Source organism: Streptomyces sp. AHA2, from assembly GCF_036857595.1.
In the GTDB taxonomy this organism is placed as follows: Bacteria; Actinomycetota; Actinomycetes; order Streptomycetales; family Streptomycetaceae; genus Streptomyces.
Map to the genome: position 1 here is coordinate 63213 of NZ_JAUQWJ010000021.1, position 23361 is coordinate 86573.

At 72.0% G+C, this 23361-nt stretch carries 25 protein-coding genes, 1 pseudogene and 1 riboswitch; of the genes and pseudogenes, 18 read left to right on the forward strand and 8 right to left on the reverse strand.

What is annotated here, in order from left to right:
- Positions 1-128 precede the first annotated feature (128 nt).
- The 5 genes from Q5694_RS29450 to Q5694_RS29470 all read left to right on the forward strand — a co-directional run bounded on the left by Q5694_RS29450 (position 129) and on the right by Q5694_RS29470 (position 4581).
- A complete protein-coding gene (locus Q5694_RS29450) occupies positions 129-1580 on the forward strand; it encodes a serine/threonine-protein kinase (protein ID WP_333936487.1) in 1452 nt (483 codons plus the stop codon).
- Positions 1581-1683: 103 nt separating this feature from the next.
- Positions 1684-1868: riboswitch (cobalamin riboswitch) on the forward strand.
- 30 nt (positions 1869-1898) lie between these two features.
- Positions 1899-2600 carry an energy-coupling factor ABC transporter permease gene (locus Q5694_RS29455; RefSeq protein ID WP_333936488.1) on the forward strand — a complete coding sequence of 234 codons (702 nt, stop codon included), beginning with the start codon at positions 1899-1901 and terminating at the stop codon, positions 2598-2600.
- Entirely contained in the window at positions 2597-2965 is a 369-nt protein-coding gene (locus Q5694_RS29460) for an energy-coupling factor ABC transporter substrate-binding protein (RefSeq protein WP_333936489.1), read from the forward strand. The genes Q5694_RS29455 and Q5694_RS29460 overlap by 4 nt, the downstream gene beginning before the upstream one ends.
- 6 nt (positions 2966-2971) lie before the next feature.
- The gene (gene cbiQ / locus Q5694_RS29465; protein ID WP_333936490.1) at positions 2972-3721 is read left to right on the forward strand and encodes a cobalt ECF transporter T component CbiQ; all 750 of its coding nucleotides are present in this window, start codon (positions 2972-2974) and stop codon (positions 3719-3721) included.
- The gene (locus tag Q5694_RS29470; protein WP_333936492.1) at positions 3718-4581 is read left to right on the forward strand and encodes an energy-coupling factor ABC transporter ATP-binding protein; all 864 of its coding nucleotides are present in this window, start codon (positions 3718-3720) and stop codon (positions 4579-4581) included. The genes cbiQ and Q5694_RS29470 overlap by 4 nt, the downstream gene beginning before the upstream one ends.
- A gap of 133 nt (positions 4582-4714) precedes the next feature.
- Here Q5694_RS29470 and Q5694_RS29475 read toward each other — a convergent pair.
- Positions 4715-5604 (reverse strand): annotated as a pseudogene (locus tag Q5694_RS29475) (helix-turn-helix domain-containing protein).
- 252 nt (positions 5605-5856) lie between these two features.
- Between Q5694_RS29475 and Q5694_RS29480 the strand changes: the two are divergent.
- From Q5694_RS29480 to Q5694_RS29495, 4 genes are all read left to right on the forward strand, one after another.
- Complete coding sequence (locus Q5694_RS29480; protein WP_333936493.1) at positions 5857-6501, forward strand: MBL fold metallo-hydrolase; 645 nt, start codon at positions 5857-5859, stop codon at positions 6499-6501.
- Positions 6502-6525: 24 nt separating this feature from the next.
- A complete protein-coding gene (locus tag Q5694_RS29485; RefSeq protein WP_333936494.1) occupies positions 6526-7371 on the forward strand; it encodes a fumarylacetoacetate hydrolase family protein in 846 nt (281 codons plus the stop codon).
- A gap of 35 nt (positions 7372-7406) precedes the next feature.
- Complete coding sequence (locus tag Q5694_RS29490; protein WP_333936495.1) at positions 7407-8027, forward strand: acetate uptake transporter; 621 nt, start codon at positions 7407-7409, stop codon at positions 8025-8027.
- Between the two features lie 65 nt (positions 8028-8092).
- Positions 8093-8518, forward strand: coding sequence for a MarR family winged helix-turn-helix transcriptional regulator (locus tag Q5694_RS29495; RefSeq protein ID WP_333936496.1), 426 nt, complete (start codon positions 8093-8095; stop codon positions 8516-8518).
- 179 nt (positions 8519-8697) lie between these two features.
- Here the strand turns inward: Q5694_RS29495 and Q5694_RS29500 are convergent, their stop codons facing one another.
- Complete coding sequence (locus Q5694_RS29500) at positions 8698-9903, reverse strand: PucR family transcriptional regulator (RefSeq protein ID WP_333936497.1); 1206 nt, start codon at positions 9901-9903, stop codon at positions 8698-8700.
- 156 nt (positions 9904-10059) lie between these two features.
- Between Q5694_RS29500 and Q5694_RS29505 the strand changes: the two genes are divergently transcribed.
- From Q5694_RS29505 to Q5694_RS29510, 3 genes are read left to right on the forward strand one after another with little or no spacing between them, the layout of a single operon-like run.
- Positions 10060-11742 (forward strand): alpha-keto acid decarboxylase family protein, encoded by a 1683-nt coding sequence (locus tag Q5694_RS29505; RefSeq protein ID WP_333936498.1) that lies wholly within the window; start codon positions 10060-10062, stop codon positions 11740-11742.
- Between the two features lie 13 nt (positions 11743-11755).
- Positions 11756-12280: a DUF2000 family protein gene (locus tag Q5694_RS34935; RefSeq protein WP_443040965.1), complete on the forward strand. Its 525-nt coding sequence runs from the start codon at positions 11756-11758 to the stop codon at positions 12278-12280.
- A complete protein-coding gene (locus tag Q5694_RS29510; protein ID WP_333936499.1) occupies positions 12267-13268 on the forward strand; it encodes a D-cysteine desulfhydrase family protein in 1002 nt (333 codons plus the stop codon). Before Q5694_RS34935 ends, Q5694_RS29510 begins: the two co-directional genes overlap by 14 nt.
- A gap of 61 nt (positions 13269-13329) precedes the next feature.
- On the opposite strand, the gene Q5694_RS29515 is transcribed toward Q5694_RS29510, so the two are convergent.
- Positions 13330-13950 carry a TetR/AcrR family transcriptional regulator gene (locus tag Q5694_RS29515; protein WP_333936500.1) on the reverse strand — a complete coding sequence of 207 codons (621 nt, stop codon included), beginning with the start codon at positions 13948-13950 and terminating at the stop codon, positions 13330-13332.
- A gap of 111 nt (positions 13951-14061) precedes the next feature.
- On the opposite strand from Q5694_RS29515, the gene Q5694_RS29520 reads away from it, so the two are divergent.
- The gene (locus Q5694_RS29520) at positions 14062-14619 is read left to right on the forward strand and encodes an ester cyclase (protein WP_333936501.1); all 558 of its coding nucleotides are present in this window, start codon (positions 14062-14064) and stop codon (positions 14617-14619) included.
- A 73-nt stretch (positions 14620-14692) separates the two neighbouring features.
- Here the strand turns inward: Q5694_RS29520 and Q5694_RS29525 are convergent, their stop codons facing one another.
- Positions 14693-15655 (reverse strand): phosphotransferase family protein, encoded by a 963-nt coding sequence (locus tag Q5694_RS29525; protein WP_333936502.1) that lies wholly within the window; start codon positions 15653-15655, stop codon positions 14693-14695.
- A gap of 208 nt (positions 15656-15863) precedes the next feature.
- Entirely contained in the window at positions 15864-16292 is a 429-nt protein-coding gene (locus Q5694_RS29530) for an ester cyclase (protein ID WP_333936503.1), read from the reverse strand.
- Positions 16293-16417: 125 nt separating this feature from the next.
- Here Q5694_RS29530 and Q5694_RS29535 point away from each other — a divergent pair, with 125 nt between their 5' ends.
- Positions 16418-17047 carry a TetR/AcrR family transcriptional regulator gene (locus Q5694_RS29535; RefSeq protein WP_333936504.1) on the forward strand — a complete coding sequence of 210 codons (630 nt, stop codon included), beginning with the start codon at positions 16418-16420 and terminating at the stop codon, positions 17045-17047.
- A gap of 114 nt (positions 17048-17161) precedes the next feature.
- On the opposite strand, the gene Q5694_RS29540 is transcribed toward Q5694_RS29535, so the two are convergent.
- The 3 genes from Q5694_RS29540 to Q5694_RS29550 form a co-directional block, all read right to left on the reverse strand.
- On the reverse strand, positions 17162-17398 hold the full coding sequence (locus Q5694_RS29540; RefSeq protein WP_333936505.1) for a hypothetical protein: 237 nt from the start codon (positions 17396-17398) through the stop codon (positions 17162-17164).
- Between the two features lie 117 nt (positions 17399-17515).
- Positions 17516-18577 carry a TerC family protein gene (locus tag Q5694_RS29545; protein ID WP_333936506.1) on the reverse strand — a complete coding sequence of 354 codons (1062 nt, stop codon included), beginning with the start codon at positions 18575-18577 and terminating at the stop codon, positions 17516-17518.
- 174 nt (positions 18578-18751) lie between these two features.
- Positions 18752-19906 carry an amidinotransferase gene (locus Q5694_RS29550; RefSeq protein ID WP_333936507.1) on the reverse strand — a complete coding sequence of 385 codons (1155 nt, stop codon included), beginning with the start codon at positions 19904-19906 and terminating at the stop codon, positions 18752-18754.
- Between the two features lie 169 nt (positions 19907-20075).
- On the opposite strand from Q5694_RS29550, the gene Q5694_RS29555 reads away from it, so the two are divergent.
- The 4 genes from Q5694_RS29555 (at position 20076) to Q5694_RS29570 (ending at position 23275) form a co-directional block, all read left to right on the forward strand.
- The gene (locus tag Q5694_RS29555) at positions 20076-20732 is read left to right on the forward strand and encodes a maleylpyruvate isomerase N-terminal domain-containing protein (RefSeq protein WP_333936508.1); all 657 of its coding nucleotides are present in this window, start codon (positions 20076-20078) and stop codon (positions 20730-20732) included.
- Between the two features lie 61 nt (positions 20733-20793).
- Entirely contained in the window at positions 20794-21597 is an 804-nt protein-coding gene (locus tag Q5694_RS29560) for an alpha/beta fold hydrolase (RefSeq protein ID WP_333936532.1), read from the forward strand.
- Complete coding sequence (locus Q5694_RS29565; protein ID WP_333936509.1) at positions 21597-22946, forward strand: PP2C family protein-serine/threonine phosphatase; 1350 nt, start codon at positions 21597-21599, stop codon at positions 22944-22946. Before Q5694_RS29560 ends, Q5694_RS29565 begins: the two co-directional genes overlap by 1 nt.
- A complete protein-coding gene (locus Q5694_RS29570; protein WP_333936510.1) occupies positions 22943-23275 on the forward strand; it encodes an STAS domain-containing protein in 333 nt (110 codons plus the stop codon). The genes Q5694_RS29565 and Q5694_RS29570 overlap by 4 nt, the downstream gene beginning before the upstream one ends.
- The last annotated feature ends 86 nt before the right edge of the window (positions 23276-23361 follow it).

Below are 23361 nucleotides of genomic sequence, written 5' to 3' on the forward strand. Positions count from 1 at the left end.
GGAGGGCCCCGACGCCCGGGACAACGGGGGCGCGCCGCGCCAGTATCCTGGGGCGGCTGCGGCAGCCCCTACCAATCCCCGCGCCTGTGCGGGGAGTTCGGCCTGCGGCGACGGACCTTCCCCTGAGCGTGAGACGAGGACGAGTGCTGCTAGCGGGCCGCTACCGGCTGGATGTGGAGATCGGGCGCGGTGGAATGGGAGAGGTCTGGCGTGCGTACGACGAGACGCTCGCCAGAGCGGTGGCCCTCAAGCTGCTGCTGCCCCAGGACACCGACGCCACGGCGACCTCGCGGTTCCGGCTGGAGGCCCAGACCGCCGGGCGCCTGAACCACCCCCACGTGGTGGGCGTGCTGGACTTCGGCGAGTTCGACAACCGGCTCTACCTGGTGATGGAACTGGTCGACGGCGACAGCCTCTCCCAGGTGCTCACGAAGTCGGGTCCGCTGCCGGCGGAGCGGGTCGCCGTCCTGGCCGCTCAGGCGTCGGCCGGGCTCGCCGCCGCGCACGCCCAGGGCATCGTCCACCGGGACGTCAAACCCGCCAACCTGCTGCTCGACGCCCGCGGCAACCTGAAGATCGGCGACTTCGGCATCGCGCGCTTCATGGACGACCCCGGCGCCGCGCTCACCGCCACCGGCCAGATCGTCGGCACCGGCATGTATCTCGCGCCCGAACGCGCCCTGGGCAAACCGGCGGGTACCGCCTCCGACATGTACTCGCTGGGCTGTGTGCTGTACCAGCTCCTCAGCGGCCGGCCGCCGTTCGAGGCGGACAGCGCCGTCGCCCTGCTGCACCAGCACCTCGACGCCGTTCCCGTGCCGCCGCGCGAGCTGGGGGTCGCCGGTCTGCCGCCGGCGTTCGAGAACTACCTGCTCGGCCTGCTCGCCAAGCAGCCCGAGGACCGGCCCACCGCGCAGCAGGCGGCCGAGTGGTTCGCGGGCGGTGCCTGGCGGGGGCTGCCCGAACCGCTGCCGGAGGTGTCGCCGCCCCCGCGACCGCAGCCCCGGCCCGCGTCCTCCGGTCAAGCCCCGTATCCGGGTGCGGAGACCAGCAGCCCGACCACCTACGCCCTGCCCGCCGCACCCGGGCCCCGCGGCGCGGCCCGCGCGGCGCAGGCAGGGCGTCCCGGGCGGGGCGGACGGCGGGGCGGCGGCGGGAGCGGGAACCGTCCGAAGGCCGTCGCGGCGGTCGCGGCCGCGGCGCTCTTCGTCGCCGCGATGCTCATCGGCATGCAGTGGTTCTCGCCGGACGACACCGCCACGGAGGGCACGGACCCGGGCCCCTCCCCCACCGCGAGCACCCCCGCCGCCGGGGCGACCCCCGGCCCGGCGTCCGGATCGCGGCCGGACTCCGGTCCGGCGGCTGCCACCACGCCGGCCACCGGGACGGTGGCCGACGTCACGCCGGCCGGCACCCCGCCCACCGACCAGCCCCCCACGCCGTCGGCTCCCGGCATGACTCCCGCGCAGGACACGGGTACCGAGGGGCCGGCGGAGGCGGAGCAGCCGGAGCAGGAGCAAGCGCCGGCCCCGCAGGGGGACGGCGAGGGCGAGGACGGCGGGGACGAGGGCGACGACTGACCCCACGGGATGCTCACCCGGCGGCGTCCCGGATGCGCCGGTGTGCGAGGGGGCGCCCCCTCGCGCGCCCCCGGTGCGGGTTGTGCTCGTCCTGATCCGGGCCTTATTGTCACCTGGCCTTGGTGAACGGGAAATCCGGTGTGATGCCGGTGCGGCCCTCGCCACTGTGAATCGGGAAGTCCGGCTCCGGCCCTCGCGGGCAGCCACTGGGTCCTCGTGACCCGGGAAGGCGGAGTCCGGGCGGTGGTACCCGTCAGCCAGGAGACCGGCCAAGGCGCGTCAACCATCCACGAGGTGCTGGAGAGGGTCTGCTGAGCCATGCACATAGCCGAGGGTTTCCTGCCTCCGGCGCACGCGGTCGCCTGGGGCGTCGCGTCGGCGCCGTTCGTCGTCCACGGGGTCCGGTCACTCACCCGTGAGGTGCGCGAGCACCCCGAGAGCACCCTGCTGCTCGGTGCCTCCGGTGCCTTCACGTTCGTCCTGTCCGCGCTGAAACTCCCCTCCGTCACGGGCAGTTGCTCCCACCCGACCGGCACGGGCCTGGGAGCCATCCTGTTCCGGCCGCCCGTCATGGCGGTGCTCGGCACCATCACCCTGCTCTTCCAGGCGCTGTTGCTCGCCCACGGCGGTCTGACCACGCTCGGGGCCAACGTCTTCTCCATGGCGATCGTCGGACCCTGGGCCGGGTACGCGGTGTACCGGCTGCTGCGGCGGTTCGAGGTGCCGTTGATGGTGACGGTGTTCTGCGGCGCGTTCGTCGCCGACCTGTCGACCTACTGCGTCACCAGCGTGCAGCTGGCACTCGCCTTCCCCGACCCGGGCAGCGGTTTCCTGGGCGCGCTCGGCAAGTTCGGCACCATCTTCGCCGTCACGCAGATTCCGCTCGCGGTGAGCGAGGGACTGCTGACCGTCCTCGTGATGCGGCTGCTGGTGCAGTCCAGCAAGGGCGAGCTGAACCGGCTGGGCGTGCTGCCGCCCCGCGAGCGGACGCGGACCGAGACCGAGGCGGTGGCCCGATGAGCCGGAACACGAAGATCAACCTGGTGCTGCTGCTCGCCGTCGCCGCGCTCGCGGTGCTGCCGCTCGCGCTCGGCCTCGGCGACCACAAGGAGGAGCCCTTCACAGGCGCCGACGCCGAGGCCGAGACGGCCATCACCGAGATCGAGCCGGACTACGAGCCGTGGTTCTCCCCGCTGTACGAACCGCCGTCCGGTGAGATCGAGTCGGCCCTGTTCGCCCTGCAGGCCGCGCTCGGCGCCGGAGTCCTCGCCTACTACTTCGGGCTGCGCCGGGGGCGCCGGCAGGGCGAGCAGCGGGCGCTGGAGCGGGAGGCGGCGGCCGTGCCCCCGGGTGTCGCCGGAGAGTCCGTCACCGCGAAGGACTGAGTCCGGGTGCTGCCGATCGACGCGGCGGCGCACAGCAGCCGCTGGCGCCGCCGACATCCCCTGGACAAGGCCGTGCTCGGGCTCGGCCTCACCGCACTGGCCGTCTGCCTGCCGCCCTGGCCGGGCGCGGCCCTGGTGCTCGCCACCGCCGTCGTGGTGCTGCTCGGTCCGGCCGGTGTGCCCGCACGGCGTCTGTGGCGGGCCTACCGGGTGCCGCTGGGCTTCTGCGCCACCGGCGCGCTGACCTTGCTGGTCCAGGTCGGCGGGCCGGGCGGGTTCGTCTCGCTCTCCGCCGACGGGCCGGCGCGGGCAGCGGAGTTGATGCTGCGCACCTCCGCGGCCTCGCTGGGCGTGCTGTTGTTCGCCTTCACCACGCCCATGTCCGATCTGCTGCCGCGGCTGGTGCGGGCCGGCGTCCCGGCGCCCGTCGTGGACGTGGCGCTGGTGACGTACCGGATGAGCTTCCTGCTGCTGGACTCCGTGCGCCGCGTCCGTCAGGCGCAGGCGGCGCGGCTCGGCCACACGGGCCGCCGCGCCGAGTGGCGTTCCCTGGCCGGCCTCGGCGCCACGGCGTTCGTGCGGGCCTTCGACCGGGCCTCCCGCCTCCAGGCCGGGCTGGCCGGGCGCGGCTACGACGGCACGCTGCGCGTCCTGGTGCCCGAGGCGCGCGTCTCCCTCCGCTTCACGGCCGCCAGTTGCCTGCTGCTCGCGGCACTGGCCCTCCTCACCGTCCTCCTGGAAAGGCCGCCGCTGTGAGCGAGCCCGCCCTCGTCGCCCTGCGCGGCGCCTCCTTCGCCTACGAGGACGGCCCGGCCGTGCTCAGCGGCCTCGACTTCACGGTCCGCGAGGGACGCGCGCTCGCGCTGCTCGGCCGCAACGGCAGCGGCAAGACGACCCTGATGCGGATGCTCAGCGGCGGACTGCGCCCGAGCGAGGGCGAGTTGACCGTCGCAGGTCGGCCGGTGACGTACGACCGCAAGGGTCTGACGCGACTGCGTACGACGGTGCAGCTGGTGGTGCAGGACCCGGACGACCAGCTGTTCGCGGCCTCCGTGGAACAGGACGTGTCGTTCGGGCCGCTGAACCTCGGCCTGCCGGACGGGCAGGTGCGCGAGCGCGTGACGGAGGCGCTCGCGGCGCTGGACATCACCGCCCTGGCCGGCCGGCCCACGCACCTGCTGTCCTACGGCCAGCGCAAGCGGACCGCCATCGCGGGCGCCGTGGCGATGCGGCCGCGTGTGCTGATCCTGGACGAGCCGACGGCCGGACTGGACCCGGACGGCCAGGAACGGCTGCTCACCACCCTGGACGGGCTGCGTGCGAACGGCACCACGGTGGTGATGGCCACCCACGACGTGGACCTCGCGCTGCGCTGGGCCGACGACGCGGCGCTGCTCACCCCGTCCGGGGTCCGCACCGGGCCCGCCGAGGTGGCCCTGGCCCGCACCGACCTGCTGCACGCGGCGGGGCTGCGGCTGCCGTGGGGGGCCGCGGCGGCGCACCTGCTGCGCGCCCATGGCCTGGTGACCGGATCGCAGGCCTGCCCCCGGACGCCGGAGGAGCTCGCGGCCCTGGTGGACGGAGGCACGGGCGCCGCGACGCCGAACGGCGCGTAGTGCGGCAGGTCGCAATGACCCCTTCCCGTGCGGGCAGGACGCGCTCACCTGCGGTGCCGGAACCCCGTCGGCGGCCTGCGCGGCGATGGCTGCCTCCGGCCGCTCACGGCCCCCGGCACCGGCCCTGCCTGCCTCATCGACACGGGACGTCCGGCCCCCGGCTCGCGAGCCGCTGAAGAGCTTCGGCGGAAGCCGTTCCTGGCTTCGCATGGTGCGTGATCAGGACCTGTTGACTGCCGTCGGGCACGCCGAAGGTCTCGGCGCGGAGAGTGAGCTCGCCGACGACGGGATGCCGTATCCGTTCGGCGCCTCGGCTCTGTCTCCGGGTGTCACCGGCGGCCCACAGCCGCCGGAACTCCACACTCGCACCGAGACCTCGCCGACCAGAGCGGACAGCTGCGGATCGTCCGGATGCCGGCTCGCGTTCCTGCGCAAGCAGCCGACCACCTCCGACGCCCTGACTTCCCAGTCCACATACAGCTCGCGGTACTCCGGCTTCAGGAACACCAGCCGCGCCCAGTTCCGCTCCGCCGCCGGCAGTTGCGCCCAGTCGCCGAAGACGGCCGCCGCCATCCGGTTCCAGGCGAGGATGTCCGTTCGCTGCCCCAGGACGTACACCGGGACGCTGTCGATGGCATGCAGCAGATGCAGCAAGGCCGGCCGCACCTGCCGGACCGGCGCTGCCGCCTCTCTCCGGCGCGGTTCCGGGTTCCCCAGACGCATGAGGTGGGCGTGCTCGGCGGCGGACAGCTGCAGAGCGCGTGCGAGGGCGTCGAGGATGTCAGCCGACACCCTGCGCCCGCCTCCCTGCTCCAGCCGCGTGTAGTACGCCACGGACACCCCGGCGAGCTGTGCCAGCTCCTCGCGGCGCAGCCCGGGCACGCGGCGATGCCGTCCACACTCCGGCAGACCCGCGTCCTGAGGTGTGAGCCGGGCCCGCCGGACACGCAGGAACTCGCCCAGCTCGGCACGCCGGCCCAAGCCGCCGGCGGCTGCCCGATCGAGCTCTGGATTCGTGGTCACAGCCCGCAAGCCTGCCTCGCGACGGTAAGAGCCGCGGGCCTGCGCGTAAGAACGGGCCGAGTGATCCCCGCGTCGGCACGCTGAGCCTGCGCCCCGACGGGTCGCTGCCCCAACCACCGGCCCACGTGCGGGCGGCCGCGTGGGTGTGTCGCCGGCCGCCGTACCGCAGTCCGGCCTCCTCGAACCGCAAGATCATGCAGTTATGTTGTACAGTCTAGTTGTATACCTCGTCGGTTCCAGGAAGGACCTCCCATGCGATTCACCAAGTACGCCCACGCCTGCGTCGCGCTGGAGAAGGACGGCACCCGTCTCGTCATCGACCCCGGCACCTTCACACCCGAAGCGGCCGAGGCCATGTCCGGGGCCCACGCCGTGCTGATCACCCACGAGCATTTCGATCACTTCGACGAGGAGGTCGTGTCCTCGGCCCTGCAGACCCGGCCCGACCTGCACGTCTACGCGCCGACCCCGGTGGTGGCCAGGCTCGGCTCCCACGACGGCCGCGTCCGGGCCGTCGCCGCCGGTGACAGCTTCGCCTTCGGTCCGTTCACCATCACCGTGCACGGCCATCGGCACGCGCTGATCCACGAGGACATCCCGTGCCCCGACAACGTCGGCTACCTCGTCGACGACGGAGTCCTCTACCACCCGGGTGACGCCTACTTCGTGCCCGACGCCTCGGTGCACACGCTCCTGCTGCCGACGAGCGGGCCCTGGACCAAGCTCGGCGAAGCCGCCGACTACGTGCGCGCCGTCGAGCCCGAGCAGATCATCCAGATCCACGAGCTCATGCTCAGCGACCTCGGCCAGCAGTCCACCGCCACCCTCCTCGGCGAGAACGGCCTGACCGGCACCCCCATCACCCGCCTGACCCCCGGCACCACGATCCAGCTGTGAAACCCGGCCACGCAAGGAGCAGCCGTGCGCTTCGCCACCCTCCGCATCGACGACACCCTCACCGCGGCCCGCATCGAAGGTGACCGCGCCGTCCTCGTCGACGCCTCCCACGCCGTCGACGCCTACCTGCGCCGCGAGCACCTGACGGAAACCGGGGAGGTCGACGCGCGGACCGCTCACTACGCCCGCGTCTCCCCCTCCCCGGCGCACATTCTGTGCATCGGCCTGAACTACCGCAGCCACATCCAGCAGCTGGAACGCCCCACCCCCGCCTACCCGACGTTCTTCGCCAAGTTCCCCTCCACACTCACCGGCCCTCGCGACGACATCACACTGCCGCGGATCAGCGACCACGTCGACGGTGAGGCGGAACTGGCCGTCATCGTCGGACGGCGCCTGAGCCGTGCCGGCGTGAAGGAGGCGGACGAGGCCATCGCCGGCTACACCGTGGCCAACGACATGTCCTTGCGGGACTGGCAGCACCGCACCACCGAAGCGCTCCAGGGCAAGGTGTTCGACCGCTCGACCCCGCTCGGACCCGTACTGGTGACACCCGACGAACTCGACAACGCCCGCGACCTGACCGTCACCTTCACCGTCGACGGCGTCGAATGGCAGCGCGGGTCCACCAGCGATCTGCTGTTCACCCCTGCCGAACTGCTGGCCTACTGCAGCACCTTCCTCACCCTGGAACCCGGCGACGTCATCCTCACCGGCACGCCCGGCCGGACGTCCGCGGCCGGCACCACCCTCTCCCCCGGCCGGACGCTGGTCACGGCGGTGGAAGGCATCGGAGCGGCGGTCAATCCCACCACCGCCGATCCCCTGCCCGACACCCGCGCCCTGTGGCAGGAGTGCGGACCGCGATGACCTCACCTCCACATCAAGCACCCGCTGATCAACACATGCGGGACCGGGACGAACCGCGCCTGGCCAGTCCGGACACGCTCGGTCTGTGGGCCTTCGCCCTGGGCACCTTCATGGGCAACCTCCCCGACACCGGACAGGTGGAACGGGCGGGTCTCGGCACAGGTGTCGCCGTCTTCCTGGGCGGTGGAGCTCAACTCCTGGCGGGGCTGCAGGAGTACCGGACCCGCAACGTCTTCGGGGCGACCTCGTTCACCGCCTTCGGCCTGTTCTGGATCACCATCGGCGTGACCGACTGGCTGACCGGCGTGCACCTGCTTGCCCCCACCGACCACGTCACCCTCGGCTGCTACCTCGCCTGCTGGACGGTGTTCGCCTTCATCCTCCTCGGTGCCACCCCCGCCCTGAACCGCGCACTCGAGATCACGGTGTTCCTGTCCGGCGTCGGCCTGCTGGCCAAGACCGTCGGCGCCTTGGGCAGCCTCGCCGTCCTCACCCGCGCCGGCGCCTGGCTCCTGATCGCGTGCGCGACCGCCGCCGCCTACACGGCAGCGGCACAGTTCTGGAACACCGTCCATCGGCGCAACGTGCTGCCCCTCGGTGAACCCGCCCGGCCAGACGTCGGCAGTCACAGCCGACCACCCCGCCCGTCACACTGAAGCCTCACCCAGAAATACAACCCGGTTGTACACGCTGATTGCGCGACGCACATAGGATGCACCCCATGAACGAGGAGGACACCCTGGCAGAAGACCTGCGGCAGGTGATCGGAGAACTGGTCCGCACCGTACGAACCGTGGACACCATGCCCTCCGGCGAAGCCGCGGTCCTCGGCCACCTCGACCGCACCGGCCCGCAGACAACGGCCGAACTGGCCCAACGCCGGGGGGTCACGCACCAATCGTCCGCCAAGACCGTCAAGGACCTGCGCGCCGGTGGGCTCGTGCGCACCGAACCCCATCCGACCGACCGGCGCAAGCTCCTCGTCCACATCACCGAAACCGGACGAGCCCGCCTGCGCAGCGAGCGAAGCCAGCGCTCGGACCGGCTCGGCACCGCCATCAGTGAGACACTCAGCGCAGCGGAACAGCAGCAACTACGCGACTGCGTCTCCCTGTTGGCCCGCCTGACCGCCCGCCTGCGGGGCTGATCGGCCGCGTCCGTGCCGGGACCGGCCGAACCCGGCCATGAGCGGACCGACGCGTTGCGATGCACTCGGCCCGGCGGCCAGGCGTCGGCCTGCTCACCGCCTTCGGCGACCTGCCCCCTCCGACACCGGTGTACAGCCCCGCGGTACGCGCACCGTCGCGTCGTGGTCCGCCTGCGTGGTCACACATCCAAGCGGCCGGACAGGTCGAGGCCGACCACGCTGGCGCTCAGTCCGGCCCAGGTGCGTGCATCGAACCCGGTGAGCTGCTGCCAGCGGTCCAGCCGGTACCTGACGGTGTTGGAGTGGATGTGCAGGGCGCGACCTGTGTCGGTCAGGGAGAAGCCGTGCCGGGCGAAGGCCCGGATGGTCTCCGCCAGATCGGGGTGCTCCCGGCCCACTCGTACACACGGGCCGAGCAGGGCGCTCAGCCTGTCCGACCGGGGCCGGACGGTCGCCGTCAGCCAGTCGTCCGCGAAACGACCCACACCGCTGCCGGAAACGGGCAGCACCTCCATCGCGTCCATGAGACTCACCCCTGCCCCGGCCAGTCCCTTCCGAGCCAGACCGACCCCCGCCGGGGCCCGAGGGTTGACGGCGCTCAGGGCGTCGAGGAATACGTCAGCGGACATCCCTTGGAAGACGGCCATCAGCACGTTGTCCCGGCCGGCGCACAGCATCACGCCCCGCGAACGGCGCAGCCGGTGACGCAGTTCCGCGATGTCCTGCTCGGCCCACGCCTCGCCCGGCGAGCACACGGCCTGGAACAGGCCGCCGGGGTCGAACCCGAGCATGTGCGCCATGTGGGCGTGCTCCGTCACGAGCGGGCCGCCCGCCATCAGTGCTCCGAGGAAGCGGTGCGTGAGGGAAAGCCGAGCGGCGTCCTCGGCACGCACGGTCTCGCCGTACGCGTCGGCCGCCGCGCTGCTCGCCCGCTCGATCCACATCCACACCGTGCCTACCAGGCCTGCCAGTTCCGAGCGCATGGCCGGGTCGTCGGGGCCGGCCCTGTGCAGCAGGATGTTCCACATCTCGCGGTAGCCGACGTGGTAGGCGCTGACCACGGACTCCAACGCCAGTCCCTGCCGAGCCCGGCTGCGCCCCAGTTCCCGGGCTCGCTCGTTCTCCTCGCGGGTGGGAGGCCGACGTGTGATCAGGCCGGTGAGCAACCCCTGGTACTGCACGGTCACGGCATGCTCGTGCTCGGCGCGTTCCACCACCGCGTAGCCGCGGACTTCCCGGCGAATGAGGTCGACGATGCCGGGAACCAGGTCGTCCAGGTCGTCGCTCACCGCGCGGCACAGCGCGACGATCGCCTCCTGGCCCTCTCGCGTGGAACCTGCCGAGTGGTCCGGAGACGAAGGCTCCCCGGAGGACTTGCCCGCCATTCCACCGCGCCCCTTCCTCCGGCCGGCAGCCGGGCCGCACACGTCAGCCGGGCCGCACACGTCAGCCGGGTTCTGTGGTTTCCACAGTTCTCCCGTCGCCTCGTTCTCGCAATCCTCTCTGGTGAGGGCCGGGTCCGCGCGACGAGGCTGAGGCGCATGAATACGACTGAACCATCCCCGACGGTCACGGTCGGAGACTACCTGCTGCACCGTCTCGCGTCCCTCGGCGTGAACCACTTGTTCGGCGTGCCAGGTGACTACAACCTGGCATTCTTGGACACCGTCCTCGCCTCCCCCCACATCTCGTGGGTGGGAACCGCCAACGAACTGGGTGCCGCCTACGCGGCCGACGGCTACGCCCGCACACGCTCCTTCGGAGCCTTGCTGACCACGTTCGGTGTCGGTGAGCTGAGCGCCGTCAACGGCATCGCCGGCAGCTACGCCGAGCGCGTGCCCCTTGTGCATGTCACAGTCGGCCCCTCCCAGGCAGCCGAGCGAGCCGGGGCCGTCGTCCACCACACGGCCGCGGACGGTGACTACGACCGCTTCGCCCGGGCCCACGCCCCCGTGGTCTGCGCGTCGGCCGTGCTGCGGCCGGACAACGCCGCCCGCGAGATCGACCGGGTGCTCTCCGCCGCGCTGCACGAGAGCCGACCCGGCTACCTGCGCCTGCCCTCGGACGTGGCGCTCGCCCAGGTCCGAAGCCCCGCCGGCACGCTGCGCCGGCCACGCGAGGTGAGTGCGAAGGACCTCGCCGCCTTCCGGACCGCCGCCGAGGAGCGGATCGACTCGGCCCGGAGCGCCGCCGTACTGGCGGACTTCCTGGTCGACCGGTTCCAGGCACGGAGTGCCCTCGCCGGCCTGCTCGACGCGGGGTCGCTGCCCTGGGCCGTCCTGTCCTCAGGGAAAACGGTGCTGCCTGCGGACACTCCGGGCTTCACGGGCGTGTACTCGGGCGAGCTCGCCGCTCCCGCGGCACGCGCGGCCGTCGAGGGCGCCGACCTGCTGATCCGGGCCGGTGTCGTCCTGGCGGACACCACGACCGGCGGCTTCACCCACCGTTTCGACACGGAGGCGGGCATCGATCTGGGTCCGCACTCCGCGAGCGTGGACGGTAAGCGCTTCGACGGGGTGCCCCTGGTGGCGGGGCTCGGCGTCCTCGCCGAACTCGTCGGACGCCGCTTCGCCGGCCCGAAGCGAGCACCCCTGCCAGTGGCGGCCCCGCCCGACCCGGTCGATTCGGCCGGACCGCTGACCCAGGACCACCTCTGGAGGGCGGTGGCCTCCTGGACCACTTCGGACACCACCGTGATCGCCGAGCAGGGAACCTCGTTCTTCGGCATGTGCACCGAACCCTTGTCCGGCGGAGCACGATTCATCGCACAACCACTGTGGGGTTCGATCGGTTACACACTGCCCGCGCTGCTGGGCGCCCAGCTCGCGGATCGCACGCGGCGCGGACTGCTGCTGATCGGTGACGGCTCCGCCCAGATGACCATCCAGGAACTCGGCACCCTCGCCCGGCAGCACCTGAACCCCGTCATCGTCCTCGTGAACAACGACGGCTACACCGTCGAGCGGGCGATCCACGGCCCGCGTGCCGCCTACAACGACATCGCTGTCTGGAACTGGCAGGCGGTGCCGGCCGCACTCGGTGCCGCCGACGCCCTGGTGCTGAGTGCGGTCACGCCCGCCCAACTGGACGCGGCCCTGCACACGGCCGCACACACCACCGACCGCATGGTCTTCATCGAGGTCCGCACCGGCATGGACGACGTGCCGGAGCTGCTGCACCGGCTGGCCGGGAACGTGCGGGCCCGCAACGGAGGAGAAGCATGAACGAGACCTGTGCATCCGTCGTCGAGCGGCTCGTCATCGTCGTCGACCAGGACCTGCCCCCCGGCGTCTTGCCAATGCGGTGAGCGTCACCGGCCTCATCGTCGGCGCGTCGATGCCCCACCTGCTGGGCACTCCCCGCGAAGACGCCGACGGCACAGCGCATAGCGGAACGTATACGACGGGCCTGCCGGTGCTCCGTGCCGACCGCGCGGAGCTCTCCCGCATCTGTGACCTCGCCGTCCAACGGGGCGTCGGCCTCTGCGAGTTCCCGGCGGTGGCGCAGACGACCGACAGCTGTGCCGAACTCACCGAACTGGTCGCCTCCACCCCCACAAAAGGCTCGAGCGGGCGGCCATCGCCCTCTACGGCACCCGCAAGGCGGTCGACCGTCTCACCGGCAGCCTCCCCCTGCTGCGCTGAGCGGGCCCGAGCCGAACCGCCGACGGAGGGGAGCCGCTTACGGAGCAGAGCCACCGACGGAGAACAGCATGCCTGCCGGACCGCTTCAGGGACAGGAGACCTTCATGGACTTTCGTGACACCGCGCCGGGACAGGGCGACACAGACCCGGCCGACCCGCCTTTCTCGCCTCTGCGACTGGGAACATGGCCCACGCCGTTGGAACCGGCTCCCCGGCTCGCCACGGCCCTCGGGCTGCGCGCGGAGGACCTGTGGATCAAACGCGACGACCTCACCGGCCTCGCCGGAGGCGGCAACAAGATCCGCAAACTCGAATGGACGGTGGCGGGAGCCCTGGCCGGGCACGCGGACACCCTGATCACCACCGGCGCCGCCCAGAGCAACCACGCCCGCCTGACCGCGGCAACCGCAGCCCGCCTCGGCCTGGACGCAGTACTCGTCCTCCCGGGCAAACCGCCGGCCGCGGCGTCCGGCAACCTCCTGCTCGACAGCCTGCTCGGCGCCCGCCTGGTCTGGGCCGGCGACGCCGACGGCGAGGGTCTCGAGACCCGGGCCCGCCAGACCGCCGAGGAACTGCGCGGAGCGGGCGCGGCCCCCGCCGTGATCCCCTTCGGCGGCTCCAGCGTCCTCGGTGCGCGAGGCTACCGGGACGCCGGCAGGGAACTGCTCGAGCAGTGCCCCGGCGTCCGGCACATCGTCGTGGCCCTCGGCTCGGGCGGCACCATGGCCGGGCTGGTGGCCGCCGCCGGAGCCCGGCGCGTCCTCGGAGTGGACACCGGAGCCCGGCCCGAAGCGGTGGCGGCCGTCCACGAGTACGCGGCGGCCCTCACACCGACTCCCCTCGCAGTCGAGGAACTGCGGGTGCGTACCGACCAGATCGGCGCCGGCTACGGAACACTGACCCCGCAGACGGCCGACGCCCTGTCGCTGGCCGCCCGGTGCGAAGGCGTGGTCCTGGACCCCGTCTACACAGGCCGGGCCCTCGCCGGACTGCGTGCCGCCGTCCGCGACGGGGACATCCGCCCCGGTGAGACGACCGTCCTGATGCACACCGGCGGGCTTCCCGGATTCTTCGGCCACTCCGGGATCCAGGCCCTGCTCGGCTGACGGACCATGGCCGCTGTACCCGCAGCGGCCGGTCCGCACCGACACGGGAACCGGTGGACGCTCATCGAGGGGTGTACAGCGTGACCGTGGCCGTGCGGCGCAGGAACTCCTCAGCGCGGTCCCAGGGCCAGCCGTTGTCGACCACGAGGGTGCGCCAGCCGGACGGGCCGAACCAGTACCACAGAGCGTCTGCCGTCTCCTGCGGGGTGCACGAGGGCGGGGCGGTCAGTGAATGCAGATGGTGCGCGGCCGTGACCAGGGCCTCCCGGTACGCCGCTGTGGCGCGCTGCCACAGTGCCCCTCCGTTCTCGTGCACCGGCAGCGCCTTGTGGATCGCCTCGTGCACGCGGAAATGCTCCTCGTTGCCGGCTCTGGTGCCGCGCGCCAGTGCCTCCAGAACGGCCTCGGGCCGGTCCAGGCCGAGGAGCTGCCGTACGGCCTGCTCGTGGCCGGACGCAGCGACGCCCTGGTCCACGATCCGGTCCAGGATGTCGCTCTTGCTGCCGACGCTCGCGAACACCGTCTTGGAGGAGACACCGGCTGCGGATGCGATGTCCGCGACGGTCACCAGTCCGTAGCCGCGCTCGGCGAACAACTCGGTGGCCTGCTGGAGGATCTGCTCCCGCGTTCGCGCGGCGGCCTGCGCGCGCAGGGGGGAGACGTAGGAGCGCTTCGGGGGCACCGCCCCATCCTATGCACTTCCTTGGTGCACTATTGATTAGGTCACCTGTTACCTTAATTGAGGGCCACACCCACGGCCCCCATCGGACGAGAGGCATGACCGATCATGGCAATGACCAGCACCGAGCTCGCACACGGACTGTTCGGCGTTCTGGAGACCGGAGACGCGAAGCTGGCCGCCGAGGTGGTCGCGGCCGACTTCCGCAACCGTGAGGCAGCCGTGGCGCCCTCCGCCTGCTCCCTACCGGGTCCCGCCGGCGTCCTCGCCTCGGGGGCCTGGATGCGGGCCGCCTTCAGCGAGCTGCGCTTCCCGATCACGGACATCACCGGCGACGAGGGACAGGTCTGGGTCCGCCTGCGCATGCAAGGGCACCACACGGGCCCCTTCGTGCGTTTCCGCGACGGCTCTCCGGACCAGGCCGTCCCCGCCACCGGACGAGAGATCGACTTCGAGCAGATCCACGTTCTCGCCCTGCGCGACGGCAAGGTGATCACCCACCAGGCGGTACGCGACGACATCACCATGCTCGGGCAACTCGGCGTCTTCCCGCCCGCTCCGGCGACCGCCCTGCGCATGATCACCTGGAAGCTCACCGGGAAGGCCGCACACGCCGCAGCCGAGGTGAGCTCACAGGCAGAGGCAGCAGCCCTCACCGCGGCACGTCGCTGAGCCTCAGCCTCCACCGGTCTCCCACGTCCGCACGGCCGGCCGGCTCCCGGGCATCGCCTCCCTGTCCCGCGTGTCAGCCCGGCGCGTCCATCAGGGCCGTGACATAGGCGTCCAGCCGCTGCTCGACAACTCGCGTCGTCAGCTCCGTCCTCCCGGCCTCCCGCCACGGTCGCGACACCGACCGCACCTCCTCCGATGCGGCCAGCGCGTCCCGCACGCGCCAGTACAGGCGCTCGGTCACGCCGGCAGCCGGGACGCCGCCGGCCTCCTCGTACGCCTGGGCGAACCGCAGACCCCAAGCCGGGCCGTGCAGCAGGGCGAGATTGACCGAGCAGTGCGCCACATCGAGGTCGGCCGGGCCCCAGGAGGCTGCCGCCCAGTCCACGACGCCGGCGAGCCGGACGCCGCCCGGGCACGCGGGCGACGCCTCGAACAGCACATTGCCGGGCTGGAAGTCCCGGTGCAGGAAGCGCCCCTCGTAGCGCGGCACGGGCCTGCGGATCACCTCGACCGCCGCCGCCCATGCGGCCGCGTCGGCGTCCTCGGGAACCACGACGCTGCCGCAGGTCGTCAGCGCCTGGTACTCCCGGGGTCGCTCAGCGGGGCGCACGGCGTGGATCGCCACGAGTTGACGGGCCAGCAGGCGAACGCGCGCCTCCACTCCCTCGTCCCGGAGGACCGGCCGGCCCTCCAGATGGGTCATCAGAAGCGACGGATACGCGCACTGCGCGGCGGTCGGATCGACCGCCACCAGTGCGGGAGCCGGCACGCCGGTTCCCGCCAGCACGGTGAGAGCACCGGCCTCCCTCAACAGCCCGTCCTCGGCGCGCTCCATGGAGCACGGGTCGACGTAGCTGCGCAGCACCAGGTCACGGGTGCGGCCGTCCCGCGTACCGATGCTCAGTTTCCACACGTCGGCGGTGATACCGCCGGGGAGCGCCTCGGCCTCGACCACCCGTTCGCCGGCCCTCAGGTGCCGGCTCACCCAGGCCGACGTCGACGGTCGGACGGTCGCGGCCTCATCCTGGTTCGCCATCGTGCAACCTCATCATCCGGAGAGCGACACGGGCCACGACTTCCACCGACCCGGATGCTCGACGAGGTGGGGCAGCCAGACGTGGTCGGGGCGAGACGGAGGAGCGCAGGCCACCTCATGGCCGGCCAAGCGGCCAGGGAGGTGGTAGCGCCTGCCGCCGTGACCGGCGGAGTCGGGCTCGTCGCCGCCCGGTGTCCGCCCGGCCGCGTCAGTGCGTCGGGGCGGGCGGCGCGGTCAGGTGCCGATACAGCTCCCAGCTGGAGCGTTCCACCCAGTTGTGCAGGAGCTTGCCGTCCTCGCGCACCGCCCAGACCGCGGTTCCCGTGAAGGAGATCGGCCGCCCGTCGGGCTCGGTGCCCAGCACGCCGTTGTTCCGTCCGTGCACGCGCCAGCGCGAGGCGACCCGGCTCCCGTCCTGGCTCTGGAAGGTCTCCACCACTTCCAGGCGCAGGTCGTGGACCTGGTCGAGGAAGCCCTTGATCCAGGTCTTGAAGTTCTCACGCCCCTCGATGCGCACGCCTCCGCTGGTGATGACGAAGTCCTCCGCCACGAAGTCGTCGACCTTCTCCGCATCGTGGGCGTTCCACACCTGGGCCCAGAACGCTTCCACGATCTCTACGGCGTTCGCGTGTGCCATGGGGTCCTCCCTCGTCGGTTCGTCCGGCCGCCCGGAGCGCGCCTGCTGCTGCCTGACGGGCGGCGTGGTGCGGGGCGCTCGGCCGTTCCCGGCCCACCATACATACCTGTATGTATGGTGGAGGCATGGACCGACCCTCCCCGACCCCGTCCGCGGCCCCTCCCCCCGCCAAGGAACGTCTGATCGAGACCACCCGGCAACTGCTGTGGGACCGGGGGTATCTCGGCACGAGCCCGACCGCGATCCAGCGCCGGTCAGGGGTCGGCCAGGGCAGCATGTACCACCACTTCAGCGGCAAGCCCGAACTCGCTCTGGCCGCCGAGCAGCGCAGTGCGCAGCTCATGCAGTCCCAGATCCGCGAGGTCTTCTCCGGCAGCGGCTCCGCGCTGGAGAAGATCGTCGCCTACCTCCTGCTGGAGCGGGACGTGCTCCGGGGATGCAGTGTGGGGCGGCTGGCGGGCGATCCGGACGTCATCGCCGACGACGCCCTGCGCACACCCGTCCAGGAGACGTTCGAGGTCCTGCTCCACTGCCTGACCGAAGCCGTGAGCGAAGCCCAGGCAGCCGGGGAACTGGGCACGCACCTGCGGCCGGAGCAGACCGCCGCCGCCCTGGCCGCCGTCGTCCAGGGCGGCTACGCCCTCGCACGCGCCGAACAGTCCGAGGCGCCCTTCGACCGCGCCGTCCAGGGCGCCCTGGACCTGCTCGGCATCGTCAGGGACGACGACACGCTCCCCGACCGCACCCTCTCCTGACGTCCCCACCCCGCACCGAGCGGGCGGACGGCCGACCCGCCGCCGGCCGTGGCGTGACCACCGGCTCACGGACGCCCAGGCGGAAGGCAACCGCCTCCGCCAGGGGTCGCCGAGTCAACGGTGGGCCCGGTCGACGAGAGCCTTCCAGGCGGTCCTGGGCAGCGCACTGACCGGCACCTGTTCCGGTACGTACTGGTCGCAGTGCGAGTTGTGGCAAGGGCCTGCGGTCCAGCGGGGCACGTAGACGCCCATCGTCTTGTGCCGTTCCAGCACGGTGTCGACCGGCTGCCTGCAGGAGCGGCAGACGCTCGCGGACCGGCGGACCGCCTCGGTTGTGCGTTCAGCGTCCATAACGCCACTTTACGTCCGCTTTGCCTGAACTTGGTAGGACCTTGGTGCATTCACTTCAGCGGGCTCGGGACTTCGGGTCGGCCGAGGGGCCTGGCGTCCTTGCCCGCGTGCCGGGTCTCAGGAGTTCGGAGGGCGGTGTGCGGAATCGGGCTGTTCCGGCTCGCCGCCGTCCGGAAGGCGGTCGGCGGGGAGATCGCCGGCGGGACCGGCGCCGTCCGTGTCGGACCGTCCTTCGTCGTCGCGGGCAGGCGGGGGGCGCAGCATGCTGAGTGCGATGGAGACGGTCAGCACGGCGGCGATGACCACGAGGCTCACGGGTGAGGGGATCTCGGGAACGGCGGTGCTGATCGTCTTGTGGGACGCCTGGAGGATGAGCTTGACGGCGATGAAGGCCAGGATCAGTGCCAGGCCCTTGCTGAGGTAGTGGAAGCGGTCGAGCAGACCGGCGAGCATGAAGTACAGCGCGCGCAGGCCGAGGATGGCGAAGGCGTTGCTGGTGTAGACGATGAAGGCGTCGCTGCTGACGGCCAGGACGGCGGGGACGCTGTCGACGGCGAAGACGAGGTCGGCGGCCTCGATCGCGGCGACGACGGCGAGCAGCGGGGTGGCGACCCGTTTCCCGGCCTCCTTGACGAAGAAGTGAGGGCCCGCGTAGTCGTCCCGGACCGGGATGATCTTGCGGAGCAGTTTGACGGCGACGCTCTTACCGGGGTCGAAGCTGTCGTCCTCTCCCTTGAGGATCTTGTAGGTGCTCCAGAAGAGGATGGCGGCGAAGACGAACAGGACGGCCGTGAAGCGGCTGACCACGGCCACGCCGGCGGCGAGGAAGACGCCGCGGAACACCAGAGCGCCCAGGACGCCGAGGAACAGTACGCGGTGCTGGTAAGCGCGCGGCACCTGGAAGTACCCGAAGATCAATGCGAAGACGAAGAGGTTGTCGACGGACAGGCTCTTCTCGAGCAGCCAGGCGGTGGTGTACTCGACGCCCGCGTCGGTGCCGACCACCCAGAAGACGACGACACCGAAGACGACCGCGAGTCCCACCCACACCCCGCTCCACGCAGCGGCCTCGCGGAAGCCGATCACGTGGGCCTGCCGGTGCGCCAGGAGATCGACCGCGAGCGAGACCAGCACGGTCACGGCGAACGCCATCCACAGCCACAGCGGCACGTCATGCATCGGTCCGGCCCCTCAAGCGATCGACCAGCCCCCTACCTCGAGTCTGAGACATCCGACGGGACCTGTCGCCCCGCGGCCGGGGCGTGCCAGGCACGACCGGCCGTACCCCAGGCCGGTCGACATGACCTGTTCGCCCGCGAGCCGATCGCGGGGCGGGGACCGTGCGCCGCCGGTTCAGTCGAAGTAGGACTGCAGCGGGCCGCGGCGCCGGACGTCGAGGGTCGCGCAGTGGAACGAGCCGCCGAACGGCGCGTAGTGCAGCAGGTCGCAGGGGATGGGCTCGAAACCCCACTTCTCCAGGGCGCGCAGCATGCCGGTGTGGTGCCGCTCGGCGATCACGCGCTTCTCGTCGAGCATGAGGACGTTCATGCTGAGCCACTTGCCGCACAGCGAGGTCACCTTGAGCAGCCGGTCCCTGATCGGGTCGGGCTCGGGCGCCACCAGGACGTCCCAGGAGTCCAGGACGGCGGGCAGGTCGTCGACGTCGATGTACTCGGGGTTGACGAGCACCTTTCCCGGGGCGAGCAGCACGAAGGTGGTGTCGATGTGCATGGGTGTGTGGCAGCGGCTGGGGATCTCGTGGACGCGGTAGCCCGGCCCGAGGTGGCGGCGCAGCCAGTCCACGCCCATGCGGTTGGTGACGTTGCTGCGGGTGACGAACAGATCCCGGCCCGCCCGGACGAAGTCCGCGGCGTCGAAGACGGGTTCGAACTCGGTGAGTATGTACCGCATCGGCTCGCCGGGTCCGGGGACCGTGAAGTCGGGGTCGAACAGCTCGTCCGTCAGCTGGGGCTTGGGCGCCGCGGTCCAGCGCGCTCCGCGGCGGAAGTAGTCCTTGAGGATCGGACGGTAGGAGTGCGTCTCGAAGTACCGGCACGGCCAGGCCATCGGGGTCTCGATGATCTCGTCGCCGATCACCAGCATGCTGTCGCGGGGGCAGGTGTTGCAAAAGCCCCGGGAGGTCCAGTCGGGGGTGCCGAAGCGGCGCCGGTGGTCGACAGCGTCGGGGCGCCGGACGGTGACGCCGAGGGACTCCAGCAGGTCGACGAAGGCGTCGATCTCCGCCTGCGCCTTCTCCACCAGCAGCCGCGGATAGCGCAAACCCGCCGCGAGGCCCTGCAGCCGCCCGGCCCACGGCGGCACGTTGCAGGTGACCACGTCGTGGTCGGAGGGGATCGTGGCGCCCTCCAGGCGGCCGACGATGATCTCCTCCAGCGGATCCCACTCGGTGTGCGAGGACACGGGCGAGGAGAGCCGCTCCTGCGGCTCTCCGGGGGTGGCCGGGCGTTCGGCGTCCTCACCGGCCACGGTCGGTACTGCGGGTTCCATGACGGCCATTGCTCACCACTTTCCGTCTGCGTGGGTCCCGCGGAGGCGCACGCGTGCACCGGCCGCGGGACGGTCGCCGGGGACGGCGGTCCGCTCCTGCCTTGGTACCTCCTCGAATGCCCCGAAACGCACTTGTTCACCCCCACGGCACCGCACTACGTTCCCGAGGGTGGATCTCTTCTCACAGTCCTGGACGGCGTTGCGTGCGGCGGTCGCCGCCCTCGGTGACGAGGATTTCGGGCGTCCTTCCGGCTGCACCGGCTGGCTGGTGCGGGACCTGGTGTGCCATCTGGTCATCGACGCCCAGGACGTCCTCATCACGCTGGCGACCCCGTCCGACCGTGAGCCGACCCGCGACGCGCTGACGTACTGGGAGGTCTCCGGTACGCCGCCGGCCGGTGACGACCCGCTGGACGCGCTGACGGTCCGGCTCGCCGCCGCGTACGAGGATCCGCACCTGCTGACGTTCCACCTGGACGACGTCGGCTCCGCGGCGGGCCGCGCCGCCCTGCTCGCGGACCCGGCCGGACGGGTGGGCACCCGTGACGAGGTCCTGACCGTGGCGGACTACCTCTCGGCGTACGTGCTGGAGTGGACGCTGCACCACCTCGACCTGATCGCCCACCTCCCCCGCGCCCAGCAGCCTCCCGCGGCCGGACTGCGCCGGTCGCGGGAGATGCTGGAGGGCATCGCCGGCGAGGCGTTCCCGGCGTCCCTGACCGACGTGGACGCGCTGCTGGTGGGCACGGGCAGACGCTCCCCCACCGGCGCGGAGCAGGCCGCACTCGGGGGGCGGACGACCCGTTTCCCGCTCTACCTGGGCTGACCCGCTCCCCTGAGGCCGCCCGGCGTCGTGGCGGATCCGGCGGGATGGGACCATGGCCGGTATGGACATCCGCCGCAGGAACAACGTGAACGTCATCGGCCAGGACGACGCCCCCGTGCTGCTCCTCGCACACGGGTTCGGCTGCGACCAGAACATGTGGCGTCTGGTGGTGCCCGCCCTGGCCCGGCGGTACCGGGTCGTGCTGTTCGACTACGTCGGTTCCGGCGGGTCGGACCTGTCGGCGTGGAGCGAGGAGCGCTACTCGTCGCTGGACGGCTACGCGCAGGACGTCGTGGACGTCTGCGAGGAGCTGGACCTGCGGCAGGCGGTGTTCGTCGGGCACTCGGTCAGCTCCATGGTCGGCGTGCTGGCCGCGCGGTCCGCACCGGAGCGCATCGGGGCCCTGGTGATGGTGACGCCCTCCCCCTGCTACATCGACGACGAGAGCTACCGCGGCGGCTTCAGCGCCGAGGACATCGAGGAACTCCTCGGCTCCCTGGAGGCCAACTACCTCGGCTGGTCGTCCGCCATGGCTCCGGTGATCATGGGCAACCCGGACCGGCCCGAGCTGGGGCAGGAGCTGACCAACAGCTTCTGCGCCACCGACCCGGACATCGCCCGCGTCTTCGCCCGGACGACCTTCCTGACCGACAGCCGCGAGGACCTCAAGAGCGTGTCCGTGCCGACCCTCGTCCTGGAGTGCGACCAGGACGCGATCGCACCCCGCGAGGTCGGGGCGTACGTGCACGCCACGATCCCCTCCTCACGCCTGGTCACCCTCGACGCCACGGGGCACTGCCCGCAGCTGAGCGCGCCCGAGGCGACCACCGCTGCCATCCTCGACTTCATGGAGTCCCTGCGGTGATGTGCCGTACGAGCGGCGTGCCGGAGCCCGCCGGAACCGGGGACGAGCCCCACACCGACGCGGTCTTCACCGCATTGCTGGAGGACAGCGCGGAAGATCTCTACGAGTCCGCCCCGTGCGGCTATCTGTCCACGATGATGGACGGCACCATCGCCAAGATCAACAGCACGCTGCTGGACTGGCTCGGCCTGGACCGCGCGGAGGTCGTGGGGCGCAAGCGTTTCCCCGACCTGCTGACCGTGGGCGGCAAGCTGTACCACGAGACGCACTTCGCGCCGCTGCTGCGCATGCAGGGCGAGCTGCGGGGCATCGCCCTGGAGATGCGCCGCGCGGGCGGCGGACGGCTGCCGGTGCTCGTGTCGGCCGTGCTCAAGCGCGGGAGCGAGGGCGAGCCCCTGCTCACCCGCATCACCGTCTTCGACGCCTCCGACCGCCGCGCCTACGAAGAGGAACTGCTGCGCCGCCGCCAGGAGGCCGAACGCGCACGCAAGGAGGCCGAACGCGCACGCGCCGAAGCGGACGAGGCACGGCGCCAGGCCGAGGCCGACCGAGCCCGCCTCGCCGACGCGCTGGCCGTGCTGCAGAAGTCCCTGGTGCCGGACTCGCTGCCCGTCGTCCCCGGTCTGGAATCGGCCGTCCACTACCACACGGCCTCCCCGGACCAGCTCGGCGGCGACTTCTACGACCTGTTCCCGGTCGACGGCGGCCGGTGGGCGTTCTTCCTGGGCGACGTGTGCGGCAAGGGCCCCGAGGCCGCCTCTCTCACGTCGCTGACCCGCTACACGCTCCGGGCCGCGGCGCACCACGACCCGGAACCGGTCTCGGCCCTGGCCACGCTGAACGCCGTGCTGCACGAGCGGTACACGGCCGGCGGCGACCCCCGGTACTGCACCTGCATCTTCGGGATCGCCGAGCCCGGCGGTGCCGACGGCGCGGTGACCGTGCGCATCGCCTCCGGCGGTCACCCCTCGGCGCTCGTCCTGCGGTCCGGGGGCGGCGCCGAGTTCCTGCCCACCCCCGGTGGCCTCCTCGTCGGCGTCATCCCCCGCGCACCGATCGCCACCGCCGAGACGGTGCTGGCCCCCGGCGACACGATGGTGCTCTACACCGACGGTCTCACCGAGGCCCGCCTCGGGCCCGACCGCGACGACCTGTACGGCGAGGACGCCCTGCGCGCCTTCGCCGCCGAGCAGGCGCCCGCCTCGCCCCGCGAGCTGATCTCCGCGCTGACCGAGCTGCTGAGCAGCTTCGGCGACGGCCTGGACGACGACACCGCCCTGCTCGCCCTCGGCGCCCCCGCCGCCGACGGCCCCGCCCGGATACGCCCCGCCACGAAGCCCGCCTCATGAACACGCTCACCATCAGTCACCGCGACACCGCGACCGGCCCCGCCGTGCGCGTGACCGGCGACCTGGACTACGACCGGGCCCCGGAGCTGCGCCGCCGCATCGAGGAGCTTCCCCTCGCCGCCGGACAGCGCCTCACCCTGGAGCTGTCCGGCCTCGACTTCTGCGACTCCTCCGGCATCACCGCCCTGCTGGCGGCCCGCCAGCAGGCCCTGGCCGCCGGGGCCGACATCGTTCTGACCGGCGTACCGGCCAACCTCCTGCGCGTGCTCACCCTGGTCGGCCTGGACCGGGTCTTCACCCTGCAACCGGGGGCCGGGGCACCGTCCTGACCCGGCCGCCGGCAGGCGCGGGCAGCGGCGGCCGCGACACCGGTCCCCGCCGACGCGCGCCCCGGTGCTCCCCGGACACCACCGCC